General features: G+C 65.2%; 20 protein-coding genes and 1 pseudogene. 10 read left to right on the forward strand and 11 right to left on the reverse strand.

All coding sequences use genetic code 11. The features are described 5' to 3' along the window. Window positions 1-236 (forward strand): IPT/TIG domain-containing protein (locus ON34_RS20460; protein WP_040781725.1); only part of this gene is annotated, 236 nt, incomplete at its 5' end. Between the two features lie 92 nt (window positions 237-328). Here ON34_RS20460 and ON34_RS20465 read toward each other — a convergent pair. Next, window positions 329-643: a WXG100 family type VII secretion target gene (locus ON34_RS20465; protein WP_040781728.1), complete on the reverse strand. Its 315-nt coding sequence runs from the start codon at window positions 641-643 to the stop codon at window positions 329-331. A 93-nt stretch (window positions 644-736) separates the two neighbouring features. Here ON34_RS20465 and ON34_RS20470 point away from each other — a divergent pair, with 93 nt between their 5' ends. Then, window positions 737-2,428 carry an alpha/beta hydrolase gene (locus ON34_RS20470; RefSeq protein ID WP_040781731.1) on the forward strand — a complete coding sequence of 564 codons (1,692 nt, stop codon included), beginning with the start codon at window positions 737-739 and terminating at the stop codon, window positions 2,426-2,428. 1 nt (window position 2,429) lies between these two features. Continuing rightward, window positions 2,430-3,002 (forward strand): LppA family lipoprotein, encoded by a 573-nt coding sequence (locus ON34_RS20475; RefSeq protein ID WP_051022914.1) that lies wholly within the window; start codon window positions 2,430-2,432, stop codon window positions 3,000-3,002. Window positions 3,003-3,122: 120 nt separating this feature from the next. Here the strand turns inward: ON34_RS20475 and ON34_RS20480 are convergent, their stop codons facing one another. Both ON34_RS20480 and ON34_RS33690 read right to left on the reverse strand, forming a co-directional pair. Then, entirely contained in the window at window positions 3,123-3,896 is a 774-nt protein-coding gene (locus tag ON34_RS20480; protein WP_040781734.1) for an ESX secretion-associated protein EspG, read from the reverse strand. 11 nt (window positions 3,897-3,907) lie between these two features. Then, a complete protein-coding gene (locus tag ON34_RS33690; RefSeq protein ID WP_051022915.1) occupies window positions 3,908-5,224 on the reverse strand; it encodes a hypothetical protein in 1,317 nt (438 codons plus the stop codon). Between the two features lie 420 nt (window positions 5,225-5,644). Between ON34_RS33690 and ON34_RS20490 the strand changes: the two genes are divergently transcribed. Both ON34_RS20490 and ON34_RS37035 read left to right on the forward strand, forming a co-directional pair. After that, window positions 5,645-6,496 carry a glycosyltransferase family 2 protein gene (locus ON34_RS20490; RefSeq protein WP_040781737.1) on the forward strand — a complete coding sequence of 284 codons (852 nt, stop codon included), beginning with the start codon at window positions 5,645-5,647 and terminating at the stop codon, window positions 6,494-6,496. A 351-nt stretch (window positions 6,497-6,847) separates the two neighbouring features. Then, on the forward strand, window positions 6,848-7,768 hold the full coding sequence (locus ON34_RS37035; protein WP_051022916.1) for a hypothetical protein: 921 nt from the start codon (window positions 6,848-6,850) through the stop codon (window positions 7,766-7,768). Between the two features lie 178 nt (window positions 7,769-7,946). Here the strand turns inward: ON34_RS37035 and ON34_RS20500 are convergent, their stop codons facing one another. Next, entirely contained in the window at window positions 7,947-11,399 is a 3,453-nt protein-coding gene (locus ON34_RS20500) for a serine/threonine-protein kinase (RefSeq protein ID WP_040781740.1), read from the reverse strand. A 226-nt stretch (window positions 11,400-11,625) separates the two neighbouring features. Between ON34_RS20500 and ON34_RS20505 the strand changes: the two genes are divergently transcribed. Then, on the forward strand, window positions 11,626-12,972 hold the full coding sequence (locus tag ON34_RS20505) for a cytochrome P450 family protein (protein ID WP_157172355.1): 1,347 nt from the start codon (window positions 11,626-11,628) through the stop codon (window positions 12,970-12,972). 62 nt (window positions 12,973-13,034) lie between these two features. Here the strand turns inward: ON34_RS20505 and ON34_RS37680 are convergent, their stop codons facing one another. The 3 genes and pseudogenes from ON34_RS37680 to ON34_RS20515 all read right to left on the reverse strand — a co-directional run bounded on the left by ON34_RS37680 (window position 13,035) and on the right by ON34_RS20515 (window position 15,119). Further along, window positions 13,035-13,286 (reverse strand): helix-turn-helix domain-containing protein, encoded by a 252-nt coding sequence (locus ON34_RS37680; RefSeq protein WP_245548112.1) that lies wholly within the window; start codon window positions 13,284-13,286, stop codon window positions 13,035-13,037. A 222-nt stretch (window positions 13,287-13,508) separates the two neighbouring features. Continuing rightward, window positions 13,509-14,144, reverse strand: a pseudogene (locus tag ON34_RS38560) (AraC-like ligand-binding domain-containing protein); the annotation flags it as partial. A gap of 330 nt (window positions 14,145-14,474) precedes the next feature. Next, the gene (locus ON34_RS20515; RefSeq protein ID WP_040781937.1) at window positions 14,475-15,119 is read right to left on the reverse strand and encodes a dihydrofolate reductase family protein; all 645 of its coding nucleotides are present in this window, start codon (window positions 15,117-15,119) and stop codon (window positions 14,475-14,477) included. 56 nt (window positions 15,120-15,175) lie between these two features. On the opposite strand from ON34_RS20515, the gene ON34_RS20520 reads away from it, so the two are divergent. Further along, entirely contained in the window at window positions 15,176-15,712 is a 537-nt protein-coding gene (locus tag ON34_RS20520) for a winged helix-turn-helix transcriptional regulator (RefSeq protein ID WP_051022918.1), read from the forward strand. 181 nt (window positions 15,713-15,893) lie between these two features. Here the strand turns inward: ON34_RS20520 and ON34_RS36170 are convergent, their stop codons facing one another. From ON34_RS36170 to ON34_RS20535, 4 genes are all read right to left on the reverse strand, one after another. After that, entirely contained in the window at window positions 15,894-16,277 is a 384-nt protein-coding gene (locus ON34_RS36170; protein ID WP_157172356.1) for a hypothetical protein, read from the reverse strand. A gap of 14 nt (window positions 16,278-16,291) precedes the next feature. Continuing rightward, window positions 16,292-16,816, reverse strand: a complete 525-nt coding sequence (locus ON34_RS34795) for a DUF3558 domain-containing protein (RefSeq protein ID WP_083889602.1) — start codon at window positions 16,814-16,816, stop codon at window positions 16,292-16,294. Window positions 16,817-16,929: 113 nt separating this feature from the next. After that, window positions 16,930-17,139 carry a DUF397 domain-containing protein gene (locus ON34_RS20530; RefSeq protein ID WP_040781747.1) on the reverse strand — a complete coding sequence of 70 codons (210 nt, stop codon included), beginning with the start codon at window positions 17,137-17,139 and terminating at the stop codon, window positions 16,930-16,932. Continuing rightward, a complete protein-coding gene (locus tag ON34_RS20535; protein ID WP_040781751.1) occupies window positions 17,136-18,014 on the reverse strand; it encodes a helix-turn-helix domain-containing protein in 879 nt (292 codons plus the stop codon). The genes ON34_RS20530 and ON34_RS20535 overlap by 4 nt, the downstream gene beginning before the upstream one ends. Before the next feature lie 316 nt (window positions 18,015-18,330). Between ON34_RS20535 and ON34_RS20540 the strand changes: the two genes are divergently transcribed. The 3 genes from ON34_RS20540 (at window position 18,331) to ON34_RS20550 (ending at window position 19,827) form a co-directional block, all read left to right on the forward strand. Then, window positions 18,331-18,654 carry a hypothetical protein gene (locus ON34_RS20540; protein ID WP_040781754.1) on the forward strand — a complete coding sequence of 108 codons (324 nt, stop codon included), beginning with the start codon at window positions 18,331-18,333 and terminating at the stop codon, window positions 18,652-18,654. Between the two features lie 3 nt (window positions 18,655-18,657). Beyond that, window positions 18,658-18,993: a hypothetical protein gene (locus tag ON34_RS20545; protein ID WP_040781757.1), complete on the forward strand. Its 336-nt coding sequence runs from the start codon at window positions 18,658-18,660 to the stop codon at window positions 18,991-18,993. A gap of 192 nt (window positions 18,994-19,185) precedes the next feature. Further along, the gene (locus tag ON34_RS20550; protein WP_040781760.1) at window positions 19,186-19,827 is read left to right on the forward strand and encodes a hypothetical protein; all 642 of its coding nucleotides are present in this window, start codon (window positions 19,186-19,188) and stop codon (window positions 19,825-19,827) included. Window positions 19,828-19,863: the final 36 nt, after the last annotated feature.

Raw genomic sequence — 19,863 nt, forward strand, 5'->3', positions numbered from 1 at the left:
TGGCCAGCGCGGCCCCGAATTCGGGCGCGGCAGCCGGTGGCACGACGGTCGTTCTCACCGGAACGGATCTGACGGGAACTACGGCAGTCGATTTCGGTGCGACACCGGCGGCCTCGTTCACCGTCGACTCCGCGACCCAGATCACGGCAGTCTCTCCCGCAGGAACGGGCACCGTGCAGATCACCGCCACGACAGGAGGTGGGACCAGTAACGGCGTCGCCTTCACCTTCATCTGACAGGTGATTCGGCTGGGCCGTCGGCACGTTGCGCCGGCGGCCCAGTCTCATATCTGTGGCGCTGTTCGAACCGAAGAATCGATTTACCCGACTCAGAGGTCGAGGCTGGACGATTGCGACGTCAGCTGGGTACTCCTCGACTGGTCCTGCGACTGGAGGTTGTCGGCCGCGGCGGTTAGCGATTCGGAAAGCTCGCCGAGGTTCTGCTGCAATATGTTCCGGCGGCCGTCCAGATAGGCGGCGAACCGCGCGAACGCGCTCGCCGCCGAATCCTTCCATCCGTCCCGGCTTTCGGCGATCGCTTGATCGATCTCCCGAAGCTTCGTGCCCGAGTCGTTGAACATGACGTCGAGCCGACCGGCCGCACCGCGTAGCAGTTCAGGATCGACAGATACGGAATCAGCCATCAAACGCCCCCTGTGTCTAGCGAATACGCGTAACTGCCCGCTACGATACCGGGCAGCACAAGCGATGCGATTTCTATGGGGGGACGCTGGTCGATGCTGTTACCGGACATCCGTTGGTGGAACGAACTCGCGCTGGAGATGCTCGAAACGTCGCTGTCTCGCCGTCTCACCACACTGGAAGATGTCGACAAGCAGCTCGCGGACATCGGCAGACTCCCAGGCTGGCAGGGCGAATCAGCGGACGCGGCGCGCCGCCGTTTCACCGTCACCGCTGACCAGCTGACCGACGAGGCCGCAGCGCTCGGCGCGGTCCGAGAACTGACGAAACAAACCAGGGAAGCCGTCAAGCACTTGAAGGCGACCCTGGCCACGATCGACCGGACGGCCGCCGCGCACGGTCTCGAAGTCTGGGACAACGGGCACGTCACCATCGCCGACCGACCCGGCGCACCCGATGCGGCGTCGGTGGAGGCGTTGCGACTCGAGCTGATCGACGCCGCACGCGCCGTCATGCGCCAAGCCGACGACATCAACGCGGACGCGGCCGCGGTACTGAACAAAGCCGCGGACGGACAGATCGACGACAAGGACGCCGCCGACGTGGCCGCGGCCTCCACCACCGGCGCATCGCAAGGCGGACTGACCGCCCCCGCTCCCCCGGAGAACGCGACTCCGAGGCAGAACAAGGAGTACTGGGATGCGATGGACGAACAGCAGCGCCGCGAGGTCATCGAGCAGCACCCCGAATGGATCGGCAACCGGGACGGCATACCGTCCATGGCTCGCCACGAAGCGAACGTCAACCGGATCGATGACGAACGCACTCGATTGACGCAGGAACGCGACAGACTGCGAGAGGAGCTGAAAGACGCGCCCGACGGGTCGAGGTATCCGAATGCGCCCGATCCGTATGGCAAGGACAAAGCGGAATTGGCCCGCGTCGAGGCGAAGTTGAAGGATCTCGACGCGATCGAGGGCATCTTGAAGGACCGTCCGCTCGACCCGGCCAACCCGGACACAGGTGCCCGCCTGCTGTTGCTGGATATGCAATCGGGAGAGAAAGGGATGGCCGCGATTGCCGTCGGCGACCCTGATAACGCGGACCACGTCTCGGTTACCGTTCCTGGCGTATCCACGACCGTTGAATCGTTGGGGGGAATGACCCGCGAGGCAGAAGCGGTGCAGCAAGAGGCGAAAGACCAATTGAACAGGGCTGGCCGTTCTGGCGAGCGGGTGGCGTCGATCGCGTGGCTCGGTTATGAGCCACCACCAGAAATCGGACCTGAGGCGGCAAGCTCCGACCGGGCCAAGGAAGGTGCACCCAAGCTGGCAAACTTCTTCAGCGGTCTGGATGCCGCCTCCAACAAGCCAGATCCTCATATCACGGCATTGGGCCACTCCTACGGGTCCTATACGACAGCACTCGCTTTGCAGGATCCAGGTCCCGGCCAGCCCGTCGACGACGCTGTCTTCTATGGCTCCCCCGGAATAAACGCCGACGACGAGCCGGATCTCGGCCTGCCACAGGGCCGTGGTTACGTGATGCGCGCACCCGATGACCCGATCACTTGGGCAGATGGCACCGGTATATTCGGACCCGATCCCGTGACGACAAAACTGGATCAACTCTCGGTTGCCGAGGCTACGACCAGCGACGGCGTCCATCGTGAGGACTCGAATGGCCACAGCGAGTACCCGCGGCTGAGTGCGAACGGCGAACTTCGCACAGCCGGATACAACATGGCCGTCATCATTGCCGGACTGCCGCACCTGGCGGTGCGCTGACATGGCGATCAAGGCTGCTGGACGAATCATGGCATCGATCGCCATCGCGGCGATCCTGAGCGGATGCGGAAGCAACTTGGACGACCCAAACCACCCCGTGACGAAAGACGAGATCGCTCACGCCGAGGCCATGATGCGACAGTTGCCGTCTGTGGAAGCCACCGAGCAACAACTCGCCGCGATAATTCGGCAGATCGCGGATGCCGCGAAAACTATTGCGCCTCAGTTGGACTGGCGAACAGTCATCAATCGAGGACAAGGGAAGCTGGGCTGCCCATCACCGTACCTGGAAACCGACGGGGTATCGATGACGACCGACTCCCTCGTCTCATCGATCCCGATCTCCGACGACCAATGGACCAGAGTCCTGAATATCGCACGCGATATCGCCGCACAGAACGGCATAACATCACTGACCATTCGCGCCGACAAGCCTGAAAATCACGACGTAGTTATGCATTCCCCCGACAACGGCAACGAGATCAAGCTCGGGACTTACAAAGCCGCTCTCATCACCGGTTCGACAGGCTGCCGCTACCGCGAGGAAGACCTGCGCAAGCAACCCGGAAACTGATCACCCCACCTCCGCGCCTAGGCCCACTCGATGGATCAGCAGATGCACAAGGTCGGCGGGCAGAGACACCGTGGCGGCTCCACGGTCCTCCGGTTCGGAACACTCCGTCGAGCACGGTGGTCAATAAGGTAGGTGGACGCCGTCGCGCACTTCCGTGACAGTTCGGTTGATCATCTGCTGCAAGGTGGTGGCGACGCGCTGATCGGTGGTGGGTTTGATGGTCAGCGTGTCGGTGCCGAAGGTGACGTAGCGGCCGTCATTTTCGACGTCGTTGAGCTGGAAATCCTTGCGGCCTCGGATGTGTCGATTGTCGACGCTGCCCATGGCGTAGACGCCGACGTGACCGATCAAGGTCATCGCCTGGGTGAAGAACCGTTCGAACTCCTCCCGTGGCGTCGGCCGCCACGCGTCGCGGACCGGCGGCCGTGGGCGTCCCAGCTCCTCGGCCGTGACCTGCACTTGCTTGCCTCGCCCCGCGGCGCAGCTGGGGAACACGTCGACCACCGTCCGCGCCACCTCACCGGCGGGCAGCAACGTCAGCACGACGTCACCGCCTTGTTCCGGGTCCGGGCCCGGCTCCTGCACCGCGACCGCCCCGTGCTGGTAATGCACTCCTGCGTGCGCACGCAACCTGCGGTCGCGCCGGGCGCCGACGAAGGCAGCCAGTTCCACCCGCGCCTCCGGCGCCAGCAGCACTTCGACCGTGCGCAGCAGGTCGTCGTCGATGCGCGGGCGCAGCGACCGCGCCGCCTCCTGCCGCAACCGCAGACTCTCCGACCGGAACTCGGTCGTGTACTGGTGCCGCAGCGGATAGGGCAGCACGTCGCGTCCCGTCGACTCCCACAGTGTCCGGAATTCGAGCGCGGTGAACCGCCAGCTCCGCACTTCAGGCATGGGCGATGTCCTTACGATGCCGGGTTGTCACCGATGACCGGCGGCACCGTCCTGGGCAGGTCATCCAGGCCGGTGAGCTCATCGCCGTGTTCCTGAGTGATCAGGTAGTCCGGAATGCCCTTGCTCGACTCGTCATCGGACTTGCCGCCGCGCGCGCCAGGACCCATCCCGCCCGGCACGCCGCCCATGCCGGGCCGTCCGGATGGGTTCCCCGACCGCGAGGCGGCCGGGACGGCTCCGGTCGTGTTCGGTGTGCCCGGTCGCCCCGAAGGGGGAACGGAGACACCCGGCGCGCCGGGACCGGTTGGGCTTCCGGGGCTGCCCGGCGCGCCGAGCTTCGGGCTGCCGGGAGTGCCCGGGGCGCCGGGCGTGGTGGAGGCGGGTGTGGTCGAAGCCGGTGTCGTGGAGGCCGGATCGGTGCTGGTCGACTGCGGTGTCCCAGCCGGGTTGTCCGTCGACTGGGTGCTCGAAGGAGTGGTCGAGTTGTCGGGCGAGTCGGTGCCAGGCGGGTTGGAGCCGGGCGACGGCGTGCCCGACGGGTTACCGCTGCCGGTATTCGTGCCGCGTGGGCTGGGACCGCCGGTGTTGGTGTCGCCCGGATTCGTGACCGGCGCCGGACGCGGAATCACCGGCACGTTGGTGTCGGACTCCATCACGACCGGCGCGTACACGGTGCGCAGCACCCGCAACGCTTCGGCCTTCGCATTGTGCTCGGCGACATCGTCATTGCGCCAGCCACGCCCGGCCACCCAGGAACGGAGATTGTCCACGCCACTGCGATGGTCCGGTGCGTGCGGGACCAGCTGCACGGTGGGCTCCAACCCGGTCCGCAATTCGGCCAGTTTGCTGCTGGTCAGGCGGGCCGCATTCGTGACCTGCGCACCCTGGGCGGCGTAGTCGCGGACCGCGCTCGCCGCCGCGTCGCGCGCCGCGCCGCGCCAGACGCTCTCGTCGGTTCCGCGCGCCATTTCCTTCGTGAAGTCGGTCAGCGAATTATGGTTGCGGTCAGCGATATTGTTCCAGCTGGTGATAAGGTCATTGACCGCGGCCAAGCCTATTCGATCGACTTTTTGGCGCAGCGTGGCAACGTCGTACCTTTCGAACTCGTCCGCATCGAGCACTTCCCTGGGCCGGAATTCCCCCTGGAAGCCGAGGCCTGCGCCCTGACTGCGTACGCTGTCGCGCTGCCGGTTGTATCTGTCCTGCACAGCGGCGGGATCGACATCGGGCCGCAACTCTTCACCGGAAATCCAGTTGGTGACGTTGCGGAGCACCGTCGAACCCAGATCGAAGTTGAGGACCTGTAGACCACTGAACGGGTTGCCCATCACCGCACCTGCTCGGTACTCGATGTAAGCGCAAAGCCGGGCAGCACCAACATGATTCGACGGCCCATCCCCACCCTCTCGCCCGCGACGAACTCAAGCTGCGCCAACAGTAGCAGACGACCAGCAGGGTCTCACTCGTACGCGACGCGGTCAATCGCACTATGCCCGGCCGAACCGCTGTGAGAGCTCACTCGAATGGACACCCGAATCCTGTGACAATCACCATGATCGATAACAGGCACAAAGCCATTCCGCAGTCAAGCCTGTACATTTCGGACTCCCGTCAGTGCGGACGGCTGCGTATTTTTCGATTCACACCGACACCCGAGAGCGGCCGCGTGCAGTCACGACAGATCAGACCCGCTGATCATCGGCATGTTCTTACGGTGTCAATCCCGGCACACCTGGAGCTATACGCCGATGAGCAATCCCCCCTCGACACCGGTCCTGTCCGTCGTCATCCCCGCGCTGAACGAAGCGGCGGGCATCATCCGCACACTGGACCGCCTCGCCGCGCAGGACGCGATCGGCGAGATCATCGTGGTCGACAACGGCAGTACCGACGACACTCGCCGGATCGTCGCCGAATACGCGATCAATCAGCCCAAGGTCGTACTCATCGAGGAACTCCGGAGGGGTGTCGCCCGTGCGCGCAACACCGGATTCGACAAGGCACGCGGTGATTTCATCGGCCGCACCGACGCCGACACTCTGGTCGCACCCGACTGGGGCGAGGTCATCACACGTCACTTGACGGAGTACCGCGACACCGCTGCGGTCACCGGCATCACGACCTACTACGACTCACCGGTCGGCTTCTTCCTGAAATTCGGCTACTACTTGCAACAACGGCGCGGCAAACTCGGCGGCCGGGTCGGCAATATGCACGGGCCGAACATGGCTATTCGCCGAACGGCGTGGGAGAAGGTCCGCACCGAGACCACGACTCGGCCGGATGTGATCGACGATCTGGATCTGGCGCTCTGCTTGACGAAGAACGACCTGGTCATCGACCAACTGACGCACATGCGCGCGGAGACCTCCGCCCGCCGCCGCAGGACGAGCCCGCGCCGTTGGTGGCATTTCCAGCTCGCCGGTCTGCGCACCATCACCAACCAGGGATATACGGTGCTCCCGTTCCACCGCGCCGTCATCGTCGGCGCGTGGCTGACCCACACCATCCAGTGGCCGATCTACCGACTGTGGGACTTCGACCGACGGCGCTTCACACTCCGACCGAACGCAGCCCGGGAATTCCCGCTCTCGAACTGAACCCCGCGAATCCGGCCGTCCGATCGACACGGCCGGGGCCGCATGCCCAAAGCCCGCGTTCGCCCACGGCTACCGCAGCGCAACCCGCGGTTGTAGTCAGCCGCGACCGTGACGATACGTGCTGTGGGGATTTCCGTTGGTGCTGGTTATCGCATAGTCGGCGTTCGTCGAAATCGTTCTCCGGCATGAGAATACCGGCCAGATATCTGGAGGAGCCGCATACGATAGCGTCGTTGACCACGAAATCCCGAGCCGATAGTCCCCGAAGAGTGGACGCGACCCGGGCCGGGGAGGAAGTCGATGGATATGCGTTCGATTGCTGTCACGACAACTGTGGCTGGCGTCCTGACAATGAGCTCGGCAGCGGGTGGTGCTGGGCCGGTGTCGGCGGCAGCGTTGCCACCGGAATGCACCGCGGAGGGGTATCACGTCACCTGCACCTACACCGCCAACCACCCGCTGCCGGTCGGCTATGGCAGCGGCACATTCCTGCCACTGCCGATGTCTGTGGTCCAGGTGCGCATCGATGCCGTCGGCGCTCCGGGCGGGGACAGCTGCTGCCACACCATCGCGCCGGGCGGACGCGCCGCTCGCGTGGCGGGGGAGGTCTGGGTCCGTCCCGGTGCGCGGCTGATCATCCGGGTTGCCGAGCGTGAGAGCGGCAGCCGTGGTGGGCGAACGCGCCCATATCCGGGCGCAGATCCGGCCGCCTATCCGAATGTCATGGGCGGCAATGGTGGTGGCGCGTCGTCGGTATGGCTGGACCTCGGTGTCGCCCTCCCGCCCAGCGCGGTGCCCGGCACTGCCGAACTCGCCACTGCCGCGGGTGGCGGCGGCGGCGCCGCGACCTGGGATGGGCGGTTGTCCCCGGGTGGCGACGCGGGCATGCCAGGTGCCGGTGCTCGCGGCGGCGCGGCGGGCGGTCCGGATATTCCGCTGGCACCGGGCGGCGGCAGGGACGTGTTCGGTCCCGAGTCGCATGCGGGCGGCGACGGCGGCCCCGGATACGGCGGCTGGGGCGGCGACGGGGTCGCGGGCACCGGCAGTGGGATCGGTGGCGGCGGTGGGGGCGGCGGAGGTTGGCGTGGCGGAGGTGGGGGCGGGGTCGGCGGACAGAGCAACGACGGTCGCGGCGACCCGGACACCCCACCCGGCGCCGGCGGTGGCGGCGCATCACTGATTCCGCCCGGCGGCGCGGTCTCGCTCGCCGAGCGCGACGAACAACCGCGCGTCGTGATCAGCTTCGACGTGCTGCCGATCCCGGGCAGCTAGTTGTTGCAGGCCATGAGGTTGTAGACGGCTGGCCGTCATCGGAGCGGTGGCCCCGCAATGCCGCCGACTTGCGGGTTGTCCCGTCCGCTGTGCGGCCCAGTGTTGCCGGGTCGCCGGGGGATCTCGGCCGAGCCCGAGGGTGGCGGCACCTCAACTTCGAGGAGGCGACACCGCTGGCTCATCCGTGATACCTCCGCTCCCCGATCTCAGCACTCTCGTTCAGGACCTGCCGCAGGAAGGGCCCGGGTGGCCGGTCGGGGCCCTCTGGTACATCGAGCAGGGCTGCTGCGACCGGCGCGATCGCGGGGGCGTTGTCCACGGCCACGCGGACGAGACCGAGTTCGGCGCACCGAGAAAGTGCCGGAGCCAGGCAGGCCATCGCCTGATCGATCCGTCCGGCGGCGCACAGGCAACCGCCATAGAGCAATTGAGCCTGCAACAGAGCGCGGGGGCGAGGTTGGGTACGGATTTCCGAGAGGATCCGTTCGGCGTCGGCGGCGGCGCGCTCGGCGGCGTCCGGTGACTGTTGGGAGAGCAGTAGACGAATGGCCGATTCGTGGGTGAGTTCGGCGGTGACCGCGAGTGGGTGGTTCGGTTGCCGCTGGTACGCGGGTAGGTGCTCGAGCGCGTGCCGGTCTTCGTCGCTGATCGGCAGACCCAGTCGTACCCGCTCGTTCACAATCCGGGCGGTCAGCCGTGGCAGCGCGAGATGCTCCGCAACCGTCTGTCCCTCGTCCAGCCGTCGCCGTGCGGCCTCGAGGTCGCCGCGCATTGCCGTCAGCCTGGCACCGGTTCCGTAGGTGGCGACCAGGAATTCCATAGCACCGGCATCGACGCCGGGACCTGGGGCCAGCAGCTCGGCGGCTTCGGTGTATTCCCCTTTCTGGTAGAGCAATTCGCCGAGCAGGCCACTGGCCAGCCTGGTCGCGTGGGACTGGCTGCCGGTATACCGGGCGAGGTCGAGCGCGGAGCGGAAGATCGTCTCTGCCTCGGCGATGTCGAGCTGTTCCGCGGCGGCTTCGCCGGCGATGCTGGCGCCGTACACCACGCCGGCCGGGCCGTTGGCGCGGGTTCGGTAGGGCGCGGCCCACGCGTGCCACCGGCGGGCACCGGCGAAGTCGAAGCGATAGAACGCGGCCGCTTCCGCGGTAGTGGCCGCGAGGCTGGCGAAGAACGACCGTCTCGGCTGCCGCAGCCATGCCACAGCGGCATCCGGGAAATCCTTGAACCGGTCCGTCACGAGGTATTCCGCGGCTCGCGTCACATCGGCCTGGATGCGCAGGTCCGCGGTCGCGGGATCGTCCGGTGCGGCGGTGGCCAATGCCGCGTCCACACGATCCAGCGCGGTCCGGATGGCGGCGGGGCGCTGGAGCGAGATGTTGGCCCAGGCGACCGACAGTTGCAGCCGTGGATCGGCAACCGTGATCGCGCTGGGCAGCTTTTTCACCAACCCGAGGAAGGTGGCCATGCGGGAATCTTCGATCAGCGTGTCGGCGTGTTCTTGCACCAGTTGTTTCGCCTGCTCGGCGGCGCCGGCCGCGAGTGCGTGATCCACGGCTTCGGACAGCATGTCGTGCTCGGCGAACCAGATCGACGCGGTCAGATGGAGCTGTTCGAGCAGACCGGGATGCTGCCGGACCAGTCTCCGGCGCAAGAAGTCCGCGAAGAGGCCGTGGTAGCGGAACCACCGCAGCTCGTCATCGATGCTGCGCAGGAACAGGTCTCGGCGCCGCACCTCCTCGAGACGTTCCTGCCCCGATGGCACGCCGGTCAGCGCTTCCGCGAGATCCCCGCAGATGGTGTCGGTGACCGCGGTCTGCATGACGAAGTCGAGCATCGCCGGTTCGAGCGCGCTGACGACGTTTTCCATCAAATATTCCCCGATGGCGTAGTGCCGCCCCGAGATCTGATCCAGGTACACACCGGGATCCTCCTTGCCGCGCAGCGACAGTGAGGCGAGCTGCAGCGCCGCCACCCAGCCCTCCGTCGACTCGCACAGCCGGTCGACGTCGGCATCGGAAAGGCGCAGTCTCTTGACACCGACCAGGAAATCCGCCGCTTCGCCGCAATCGAAGCGCAGTGCGCTCTCGTCGATTTCCACCAGCTCGTCCTGGACACTCATGCGCCCCAGCGGAAGACCGGTGCGAGCGCGGCTGGTGACGATCAATCGCAGATGATGGCACCCGTTGTCGAGCAGGAACTCCATCGCGGCGAGGGTGGCCGGACTGGTCACCAGGTGCCAGTCGTCGATCACGACGGCGACGGGCTCCCCGCTGTCGTGGATCTCGTTGATCAGGGCCGTGATCACCTGCTGCGCCGCGCCGGCGGAACGCTCCTCGAGAATCTGCGTCAGTTCGATCGCCAGCGTGGGACGAACCTGCCGAATCGCCTCCACCAAGTGGCTCAGGAACCACACGACGTTGTTGTCGTCCTCCGCGATCGCCAACCAGGCAGTCCGGACGCCGTCCTCGTCAAGGGCGTGCGCCCACTGCGCGGCCAGGGTGGTCTTGCCGAAACCGGCTGGGCCATGAATGAGGACCAGCCGTCTGGCATGTCCCTCCCGTAAGATTTCCAGCAATCTCGGGCGACCGACCAGTCGGCGCAGCGTCGTCGGCGGACGGTATCGAGTCTTCGGCGTCGGTTGCGGGCGCACCGCGGTGGCAGCGATTGTCGTGGTCGGCGGGATCGGCCGGTCTCCGGCGGGGGAGACGGTTTCGACGGATCCGTCTTGCGCCGGGGCGGCAATCGTGTCCACCGGCAGCCCGCAGGAGAACTGCACGCTGCGCAGCCGCTCGCCGAAATCCCGGGCAGTGGCCGGCCGGTCGGCGGGATCGGTGGACATCGCGGCTTCGATGGCGGCGCACACCGCCGCCGGTACACCGGCGGATCGCAGGTCGGGGACCGGTTCGGAGGTGATGCGCACGAATTGCGCCACCATCGACTCACCCGCCCGGCGCTCGAACGCGGCGTGGCCGGTGAGGGCCGCGAACAGGGTCGCGCCCAGCCCGTAGACGTCCGAGGAAACCGTGGGAGGTTCGCCCCGCAGCACCTCTGGAGCCGTGTACGCCGGGGTCCCCGCGACGAGGCCGGCCGCCGTCTCGAACGCTCCGCCGACGCGCGCGATACCGAAATCCGCCAGCTGCGGTTCACCGTAGTCGGTGATCAGGACGTTGGCGGGATTCACGTCGCGGTGGATGACGCCGGAGGCGTGCGCGGTCGCCAGCGCGCCGGCCAGCTTGACGCCCACGGACAGCACCTCCTGCCAGGGCAATGGTCCCTCGGCGCGAATCCGCGCGTCGAGCGAGCCTCGGGTGTGCAGGGGCATCACCAGGAACGGCCGTCCGGTCGCGGTGATATCGGTCCTCAGCACCTGAACGATGTTCGGGTGGGTGGAGAACTTCCCCAGCGCGCGTTGTTCGCGCAGGAACCGGGTCCGGTCTTGATCGTCGACGGTGGAATCGAGAACCTTGACCGCCACGGCGCGCTCGAGTGCCGACTCGACGCACTGGTATACCGTGCCGAAGCCGCCGCGACCGATCTCCTCGGCGTCGGCGAACCCCGCCGCGGCCAATTCCGCCGCGACGCCGAACGTCAGGTCGCGTTGCGTCCTTTCGCCACTACCCTCGGACACCGGCCGCTCGCTCGATCACCGGCGCTGACCTCCCCGGAAACTCCGGCGTCCGCGCCGACCTACCACCCCGACCGCACCATGAGTAACTCATGTACTCACCCCTGGAGGCGAAAACCAGCTGGCCCCGACAAGTCGATCATAAGCCGTCGCGACGGGGGCACAGCGTGTCGGCCGTCGAACCGGCCGCGGCGACTTCACCGGCAACGCCCGCTGCATTCAGCCTGGGGTGACGGTCCCGGCCGTATGTTTTCTTTGCTATTCGTACCGTTGCGGGGCACGAGAAGCCGGTGTCACTGCTGCTGTGAGCCTGGTTTGCCGATGCTGGTTGGAGTACCGATCCAGTCCCTTTGTTCGTAGAGGTGCCGTCGTGACCGAGCCAGTCATCCAGCTCCCCACACCCGGAGAGCTCGCTTTCGCAACATTCGACCGAATTGCCGAACGTGGCCCGGTCGTTCCGATCGAACTTCCGGGAGGTGTGCCGGCCTGGGTCGCGACCAGCCATCGAGCGGTCAGCGAAGTCCTCGCCGGCGACGACAAACTGTTCAGCAAGAACGCGAAGAACTGCCCTGCTCTGCACGACGGCACAATCCCGGCGGCCTGGCCCTTGCGCGCTCTCACCGACCTCGACCACATGCTCAACAAAGACGGCGCCGAGCATCGCCGGCTGCGCAGGACGATCAGCCAGGCATTCACCCCCGGGCGGGTGGCCGCGCTCGAGCCGCGGATCCAGAAAATTGCAGCCAGCCTCATCGATGACCTTCCCGAAGGTGACGAGATCGACATAGTCGACTCCTTCACGACACCACTTCCGGTCCGCGTGATCTGCGAATTGTTCGGTGTGCCGGAATCCGATCATCCGCAGATCCGGCAATGGGCCACTACGGTCGTCTCACACACGAGCACAGCCGAGCAAATGCAATCCGCGGTGCAGGGCATGCTCGGTTACCTCGCCGAACTGCTCGAGCGTAAACGAACCGAACCGGGCGATGACCTCACCTCCGCGTTGTTGCGGGCCAACGCGGAGAACGACCTGTCGATGCACGAGATGGTCAATATGCTCTGGTTGACGCTCATCGCTGGGCACGAGACCACCGTCCACCTGCTGAGCAACGCGATCGTCACGCTGTGCGCCCACCCCGGACAACGAGCGATCGCGCTCGCCGAAGATCGATGGTCCGACGTCGTCGAGGAAATGCTCCGCTACCGCTCATCCGTCACCATCCCCTTCGTGCGGTACGCGCTAGGAGATGTCACGATCGCCGGATGCCGGATCCCAGCGGGCAGCTTGGTGTTCTGGTACGCCGGCGTCGGAAGAGATCCGGAACACTATCCGAATGCCGATGTGTTCGACATCGATCATGACCACCGCGACCAACTGGCATTCGGCCGAGGGCCGCACTTCTGCCTCGGCGCCCCGCTGGCGCGGCTGGAAAGCCGAATCGCGCTCTCCGCGCTATTCACTCGATACCCCCGGTTGAGCCTTGCCTGCGATCCGGGCGATGTTCCCTTCGGGCCGCAGTTTCTGACCGTCGGCCCATTGAGCGTTCCGGTTCGACTCGTTCCCGCCGTGTGACCAGGGCGGGGGCCGGATCACACGAACCGAGATCCGGCCCCTCAGCGGCGATGGTCGGACTCTTATCGAGCACCGATTCGCGGAACCTGCTGGTTGCCGAGTTCGGCCAGCCTGCGCCGCCGGAATTCGCCCGGAGTTTCGCCGTAGCGCGCTTTGAACGCCGCGGCGAACCACGTCGGAGCGAAGCCGCTGCGGACCGCCACCTGCCGGATGGACATGGCATCGCGCGTTGGGTTCTCCAGCAGGTCGCGAGCCGCCCGCAGTGTCTCGTCCTGACGCACATCTCGGTATGTCGTTCCGGACTGCCGCAGCACCGACCGCAATTTCCGAGGCGACCATCCGAGCGCGTGCGCTACCGCAGGCAGCCGAAGGTCACCGACGCCGACGTTATCCCGCACATATCGCCGGATGGCCTCGGCTGTCTCGCGCAGGTGAACCTGCTGTGGGTGCATATCGCCCACGGAAAGCATGCACAGCAGTTCACTGATCCGCTCACAGACCGCGTTGAATTCTCGATCGGAAAGATGCGATTTCTCGGCATGTACGCTTCGGATCATGTTCTTTGCGACGCGACCGAGCCCGGAATTCAAATTGTGCACCCGTCCCAGCCCGACGGGCGGCCCGACCCGATGGTCGACTTCCGCACGCGGTACTTGGAAGGCGTAGCTCACGGAAGACGGCATGTGCAACTGACATACCTCGTCGAATCGAATGATCATGAACCCGCCCGGCATAACTCGCATGGTTTCGTCGCCATACCGAACCGAAAAAGAGCCGAACTCGGGAAGGATTATCCAGTAGATCTCATCGGCCGGAAACCTGCGGACATGCGACGGGGTGCGATACGAAATCCGGTCACCGCGCTGATTCCAGTGCAACATGCTGTAGGCCGCCGTTTCCTGACCGAGCAGCCTCGCATGCCATCGTCCTGGTTCGCGGTACTTCTGCTCCATCGGCATGAAGCTGTCGCTGACTTCCGTCCAGATTCTCGAATCGTCCACGGTAAAGTCATGGTATTTCACAGCGAGCACCGCCTCGTCTTCGACATTCCACGTACGAAAAGCTGGGCACGCCCGGTCGACGACTCGGGGCGCCAGCTCGAGCGTCGAGTCCGAGCCGGGCCGTCGCCCAGAACACACACCGCCACGAGGCAAGCCGCCGACCAACACCATCGATGACCTTCACCGGGTAGAACCCGGCGGTATCGGCGTACGACTGGGCGACGGACGCGGTCATGCCCTCTCCACAAAGCAATCAACAGGTGACACACGCGCCCGGCAAAACACGTGTCAGATCAGTGTCGATGATCGCCGCACGCCGCACGGCGATAATCGGCGTTTCCGTGCCCCGCGCCAGCATTCGGCGGCACGAATCCATAACGCCGCGAGGCGAGGGCGATGATGGGGCCGCACCGTCGACATGCCGGTCCGTTCACGCTTCGTCGCAACGACAACCGATGCCGCTAGTTGATCGTCAGGCGAAATCTCCTGGCTACGGCGACCTCACCGTCGCCAGAACACGTGATGCACCACCCCGCTGGGGCTCGGGATCCGCTCCAGATGAAAGCGGTCGACGAGTTCGTCGGGGCTCGCCCACAACCGTTCGCCGCGGCCGAGTTCGACCGGCGCGACGGCGACATGCATCGTGTCGATGAGGTCGGCGTCCAGGAACTCCCGGACCGTGGCGACACCGCCGCCGATTCGCACGTCCTTGCCCTCCGCGGCATCGAATGCCTGCGCCAGCGCGTCCTTCGGTGACGCATTCAGGAAGTGGAACGTGGTGTCTCCCAGAGTGATCGAGGGGCGCTCATGATGCGTGAGAACGAACACCGGCGTATGGAACGGTGGTTCGTCGCCCCACCATCCTTGCCAGTCGTAGTTATCCCACGGTCCGCGCTGCGGGCCGAATTTGTTGCGCCCCATGATCTCGGCGCCGATGTTGTTGGTGAAGTCGCGAGTGAAGTAGTCGTCGAGGCCATAGGTTCCCCCGGGGTCGGTCCGGGTGGGCCAGTGCGCGGTGGCGCCCGCCCAGGACATGAGCTCACCCGGATCGGCATGGCCGAACGGCCGCTCGAGGCTTTGCCCCTCCCCGGCGCCGTATCCATCGCTGGACACGGCGAAGTTCTGAACGCGGACCAACTGAGTCATCGACATCCCTTCCGGTTGCAATCTGCAATCGGTTGGAATCTACCTATACTGATCTCATGTCGCAACCAGTTGCTCATGACAAGCTGCCGGTGGCGCCGGGCAAGTCGGGCTGTCCGATCAATATGACGATCGAACTGCTCGGAGACCGGTGGAGCCTGATCGTCCTGCGCGACATCATGTTCGGCGGCAAGACCCACTTTCGTGAGCTGCTCGCCGCGTCCATCGAAGGCATCGCGTCGAACATCCTCGCCAGCCGGTTGGCGAAACTCGTCGACGCGGGCCTGCTCACCCGCGACGACGATCCGAGCCACCGCCAGAAGGTCGAATACCACCTCACCGAGGCCGCGATCCAACTCGTCCCGGTGATGGCCCAGCTGGGCGCGTGGGGCGCACGCTGGTTGGACACGGAGCCGGAACTGACCGTGCGAGCCGAACTGCTGGCCGCTGGCGGTCCCCCACTATGGGAGCGATTCATGGCGGAACTCCGCGCCACCCACCTGGCCGGAGCGCCGATACCCGCGGATGGCGTGCTCGCGGAACTGACCGCCGCCTATCTCGAAGCAGCCGGACGCTCACACCAGACAACTGGATAGAGCGCGTATCGCCGCAGACGTCAGTGGCGATCGGCGCGTTCGGACGCTACCCGAACCGAATTGGGGCGGCCCGCCGAACAGCTCCTTGGTCGCGTCGTTCGCCGGTGTCCTCCGCGTACTGACGCCTAGGAAGAGAAGCTCAGATTTCAGAGATGCTCAACCTACCGAACGCGGCTGCTCATCAACCCGACTGATCGGTGGTGTTCGCGATCTGGGTCGCGTTCTCGATGTCTTGGCCGGTGATGCGCTTGAAGGAGATCGCCATGACCTCGCGCATGTTCTTCACGGTCTCGATCTGCTCGAGGATTACCTGGTCGATCGAATTAGGTTCGCCGGTAGCCTGCTTCAGGAATTTCTTTTCCAGATCGTGGCCCATCTTGAAATCGCCGAAGCCGGATACGTTTTGCACGTCTTGTGCAGCAATCGCTAGATCTTGAAGGTCTGCTATGTGCTGATCACATGCTTTCGCGCAGTGGTATGCCGCGTTCGCGTCATCGAGGTACAGGTCCCCGGCGCGAGCCTGGCTGACCAGCCGACTCCACACCGCCGCATTGTCCTCGCTCAATGATCCCTCCCTGATCAACGTGGCAGCACAGGAACAATCGACTCGCCGACTCGAGACAGCGTCGTGCACGGATCTTCGTGATTGTCGAGGCCTGCCAAGTTGGATATCCGCAACTGCACGACGCCTTGGGATGCGGGGAACAAAACATCACAGAGCAGATCCTTGGAAGCCCCTTCGACCTTGAACTGCCGACCCGCCCGGCCTGCGACTGTGACGTCCCGGAACTCGACGTTCCCTGGCTTATTCTCGAACTCGGATACAGTGCGAGCCGTCGAGAACACAGTCATGGAGTAGCGGCTCCCCTTCCACCGGCAGATCTCCCAGCCGGACTGATCTACTCCAGCTACGCCCTTGTCTTCAGTACCCGGGTCGACCCCGGCAGACCGCAACGCAGCATCAGGGATTTGCGTGCACGGGTCGAACAAGGCCTTGGCCGCAGTGGTACTCGTAGTCGGCGAACCGCTCGTGGTGTCTCCACAGGCAACAGCACCCGATGCCAGCAGTGAACCGAGCAGCACCAAGGTGATTCGACGGCCCATCCCCACCCTCTCGACCCGTGATGACGCAGGTTGTGTCAACAGTAACAGACGACCGCCTCGACGGTGGTAGCCGGAATCCGGACGGCCGCCTGCTTGTGACACGGTTCAACTGATCAGGCAGGCCGGGTGAATTCGCTGTTCATCACGCCTGCGGTGAAGGCGTCCCACTCAGTCGGCGTGAAGATCAGTGCCGGGCCGGTCGGGTTCTTCGAGTCACGGACAGCGACGTGACCAGCCTCGAGCCACGCGACTTCGACACACGCATCAGCTTCGCCGCTGCGGACGGACTTGAACCACTTCGCGCCGGATAGCTCTGCGGTCATTGGTCGTATCTCCTTGCTATGTTCCTGAGCAGGTCTCGCGATGGTCGTTCTTCCAGCGCAGCACCACAGATGGATTCGTGGATCGACCGAAATCGGTTTACGTCGTCATAGTACTCGAAAATCATTGTCCCTATCGCACCTTCGGTGTAGACAACGGACGGCTCGCGCCCTGGGAAGTCGATGATGATGTACGGCGGGATCGCCAAACCCCCTGGGAAGCCAGCAGTAAACGGAACGACTCGGATGGAGACGTTGTCCAGCGTACTCATGTCGGCAAGATGGCGGCATTGCGCAGACATGATTCGATCGCAACCCACGACAGTACGCAGCACTGACTCATGCAGCAGGAATTCTGCTCGCATCGGCTTGTGCCGCCGGGTAAGAATTGCCGATCGTTGTATCCTCCGATCTACGAGCCGATCTGTCTCTTCTGCGGAGATGCCGGTCGACGCAGACGCTCCCACACTTCTGGCGTAGTCAGGGGTCTGCAATAGACCGGGTATGACGAGTGATTGGAAGAAGCGCAACTCCGTTGCCGCTGCCTCCAATTGCAGATACGTGTTGAAGCCCGGTCGGATCAGGTTTCGGAAGTCTTCCCACCAAACTCGCGAACTGGAGTTCGATACAAGCAGCTTCAGATACTCGATCCGCTCCTCGGGCAGCCCGTAGAACTGACAGATGTAATCCACATCCCGAGCCTTGACCTTCTCGTTCTGGCCGAGTTCCAGTCGACTCAGCGTAGACCTGCTGATATCCAGGACTTCGGCTACCTGCTCGAGGGTGTAGCCGTTGGCCTGGCGCGCGTCGCGCAGCGCTCGGCCCAGCTGGCGAAGCGGCAGCGTCGTCCTGCTGAGATCTCGCTTGGCACCCACCATTGGCCTGTTTCCTCCCCTGCTTCCCACGTTGTGGCCTGTGTTTTCCCACGGAGAGAGTCCCCGTGCGCCGAACTCAGGAAGCTTTCAGGGCATACACACCGATTGCCGCGCACCAGCCCGTTCCGGGCCTCGCTTCGTGAGTACGCCCGCAGCATAGGCGCATGCCCGAGCAACACGGAAGAAAACTCGAGATCATGACGAATTCCCGTCTGGCAGAGGGGACTACATCTGGACTCCGATCGGAGGCAGTGTGCCAACTTACCGAGTGGGCACGCGTCGCCGCACCAGCGCAGACCGTCGAAGTGGTGACGGGGCGGTGAACCAGGATTCCCTGCTCACCCCACCCGAGATGTGTGGACACGCTGATCTGCGGTTGGCGCACGCACAGATGCAGGCGCATCGCGCCTGTCGCGTCCAGCGGTGCGTGTGGAAAGCGGCGGCGTATCGCACGCTGGTGGCGGCGGGGCGGCTGACACCCCAGACACTCAGCCCGCGCGAACGCGCCGCCGCGCGAGGCATCCAGTTCCCGGCCCATGACGAGCGGGGTGTCGCCGACCGGAACCCGTCCGCGCGCACGCTGCGGGAGGTGCTGGAACGGCTGTCGGAGCTGGCGACACCACCGGAACCGTTCCGGGGGTGAACATTGCATCGGACCACAGTCGACGACACCCACGCCGGATGGCGGTTGGTGGGGCATCGCATCGAGATCCTGTTCTTGCGCGACGACCGCGACACCACACCCGCCTACCGGCTGCGCAACGACGGCGGCACGGTGCCGATCCCGTTGGGCCAGTGCGGACTCATCGCATTCGACGAGCGCGCACTCCCGGACCTGGCACAGGTCCGGGAATGGTTCCCCCGCCACTTCCAACTCTGGGACGCCGTCCGCAAGCACTACTGGCAGATCCTGCTACCCGCCAACAGCACACGCACCACATACGTCCCCCTCCCACCCCACCCGCCGCACACCCCAGGATGAATCCGCGCGCAGCACCGCACCCGCACCCGCCGCTACCGCATCGAGTGGCACATGGCTGCGGCAAAACGCGAGTAGCCCCCTCCGTGGTGTGCCACTCGCGGCAGACACAGAGCCTCCCCCGCCCGTCGCACACGCCGGGCGTATTCGCCCGCACCGACGACCTGGTGCGGGTCCATTGATCGAAGAGCGAAAATGGCCAAACGACGAAACAAGCCGAAAACCCGACGGAAAGCACCAACGGCGATCACCATCCGGTATCCGCCGAACGCCACGATCGACGCGCTACTGGGCACCATGATGGCCGAGCGCGGCAACGACCTGGATACGGACGTCATTCACTTCTGGGGGTTCGCCAGCACCGACCATCCGGCCAACCAAGAGGCGGCGCACACCGCGATCGTCCTCGACCCTGACGCCCAGCGTTCCCCCGTCCTGGACGCGGCCGAATGGCTCATCCGCAGATTCCACAGGCGCCTATGGGGATTCGGGCTCGCCTACCGGACGATCGGCGAAATGTTCACCGACCCCGGCGGCGTCCCGCACGACGCGATACAGGCAGCGACAACGGGCACGCTGCATGAACGCGCCGGGGCCGACGACATGTACGCGGCAACCATCTTCGACGCCCGTGGATTCACCCACACATCGCTCACCTACGCCCATCTCCCCGAACTCGGGCCGACTCCGACTTCGGTGAACGACACCCGCGACAACACCGACGCCTGGATCGAATTGTTCGATCGACGCGTCGTCGCGGCACATGCCTGGGCGGCGGCGATAACACTGGACCCCGAGACCAACCACGCGGCCATAGCCCGGCTACGAACACCATGAGCGGCACTCGAATTACGGACCGCCCCAGGCTCGATC

This window comes from Nocardia pneumoniae NBRC 100136 (assembly GCF_000308755.1).
Taxonomy (GTDB): domain Bacteria; phylum Actinomycetota; class Actinomycetes; order Mycobacteriales; family Mycobacteriaceae; genus Nocardia; species Nocardia pneumoniae.

Coding starts and splice junctions, on each gene's coding strand:
- ON34_RS20515 (WP_040781937.1), bottom strand. CDS start 15,119: ATGACTCAGTTGGTCCGCGTTCAGAACTTCGCCGTGTCCAGCGATGGA.
- ON34_RS20480 (WP_040781734.1), bottom strand. CDS start 3,896: ATGCCTGAAGTGCGGAGCTGGCGGTTCACCGCGCTCGAATTCCGGACA.
- ON34_RS20535 (WP_040781751.1), bottom strand. CDS start 18,014: ATGGTGGGTGCCAAGCGAGATCTCAGCAGGACGACGCTGCCGCTTCGC.
- ON34_RS20475 (WP_051022914.1), top strand. CDS start 2,430: ATGGCGATCAAGGCTGCTGGACGAATCATGGCATCGATCGCCATCGCG.
- ON34_RS34795 (WP_083889602.1), bottom strand. CDS start 16,816: ATGGGCCGTCGAATCACCTTGGTGCTGCTCGGTTCACTGCTGGCATCG.
- ON34_RS20530 (WP_040781747.1), bottom strand. CDS start 17,139: ATGACCGCAGAGCTATCCGGCGCGAAGTGGTTCAAGTCCGTCCGCAGC.
- ON34_RS20520 (WP_051022918.1), top strand. CDS start 15,176: ATGTCGCAACCAGTTGCTCATGACAAGCTGCCGGTGGCGCCGGGCAAG.
- ON34_RS37035 (WP_051022916.1), top strand. CDS start 6,848: ATGAGCTCGGCAGCGGGTGGTGCTGGGCCGGTGTCGGCGGCAGCGTTG.
- ON34_RS20490 (WP_040781737.1), top strand. CDS start 5,645: ATGAGCAATCCCCCCTCGACACCGGTCCTGTCCGTCGTCATCCCCGCG.
- ON34_RS20470 (WP_040781731.1), top strand. CDS start 737: ATGCTGTTACCGGACATCCGTTGGTGGAACGAACTCGCGCTGGAGATG.
- ON34_RS33690 (WP_051022915.1), bottom strand. CDS start 5,224: ATGGGCAACCCGTTCAGTGGTCTACAGGTCCTCAACTTCGATCTGGGT.
- ON34_RS20465 (WP_040781728.1), bottom strand. CDS start 643: ATGGCTGATTCCGTATCTGTCGATCCTGAACTGCTACGCGGTGCGGCC.
- ON34_RS20550 (WP_040781760.1), top strand. CDS start 19,186: ATGGCCAAACGACGAAACAAGCCGAAAACCCGACGGAAAGCACCAACG.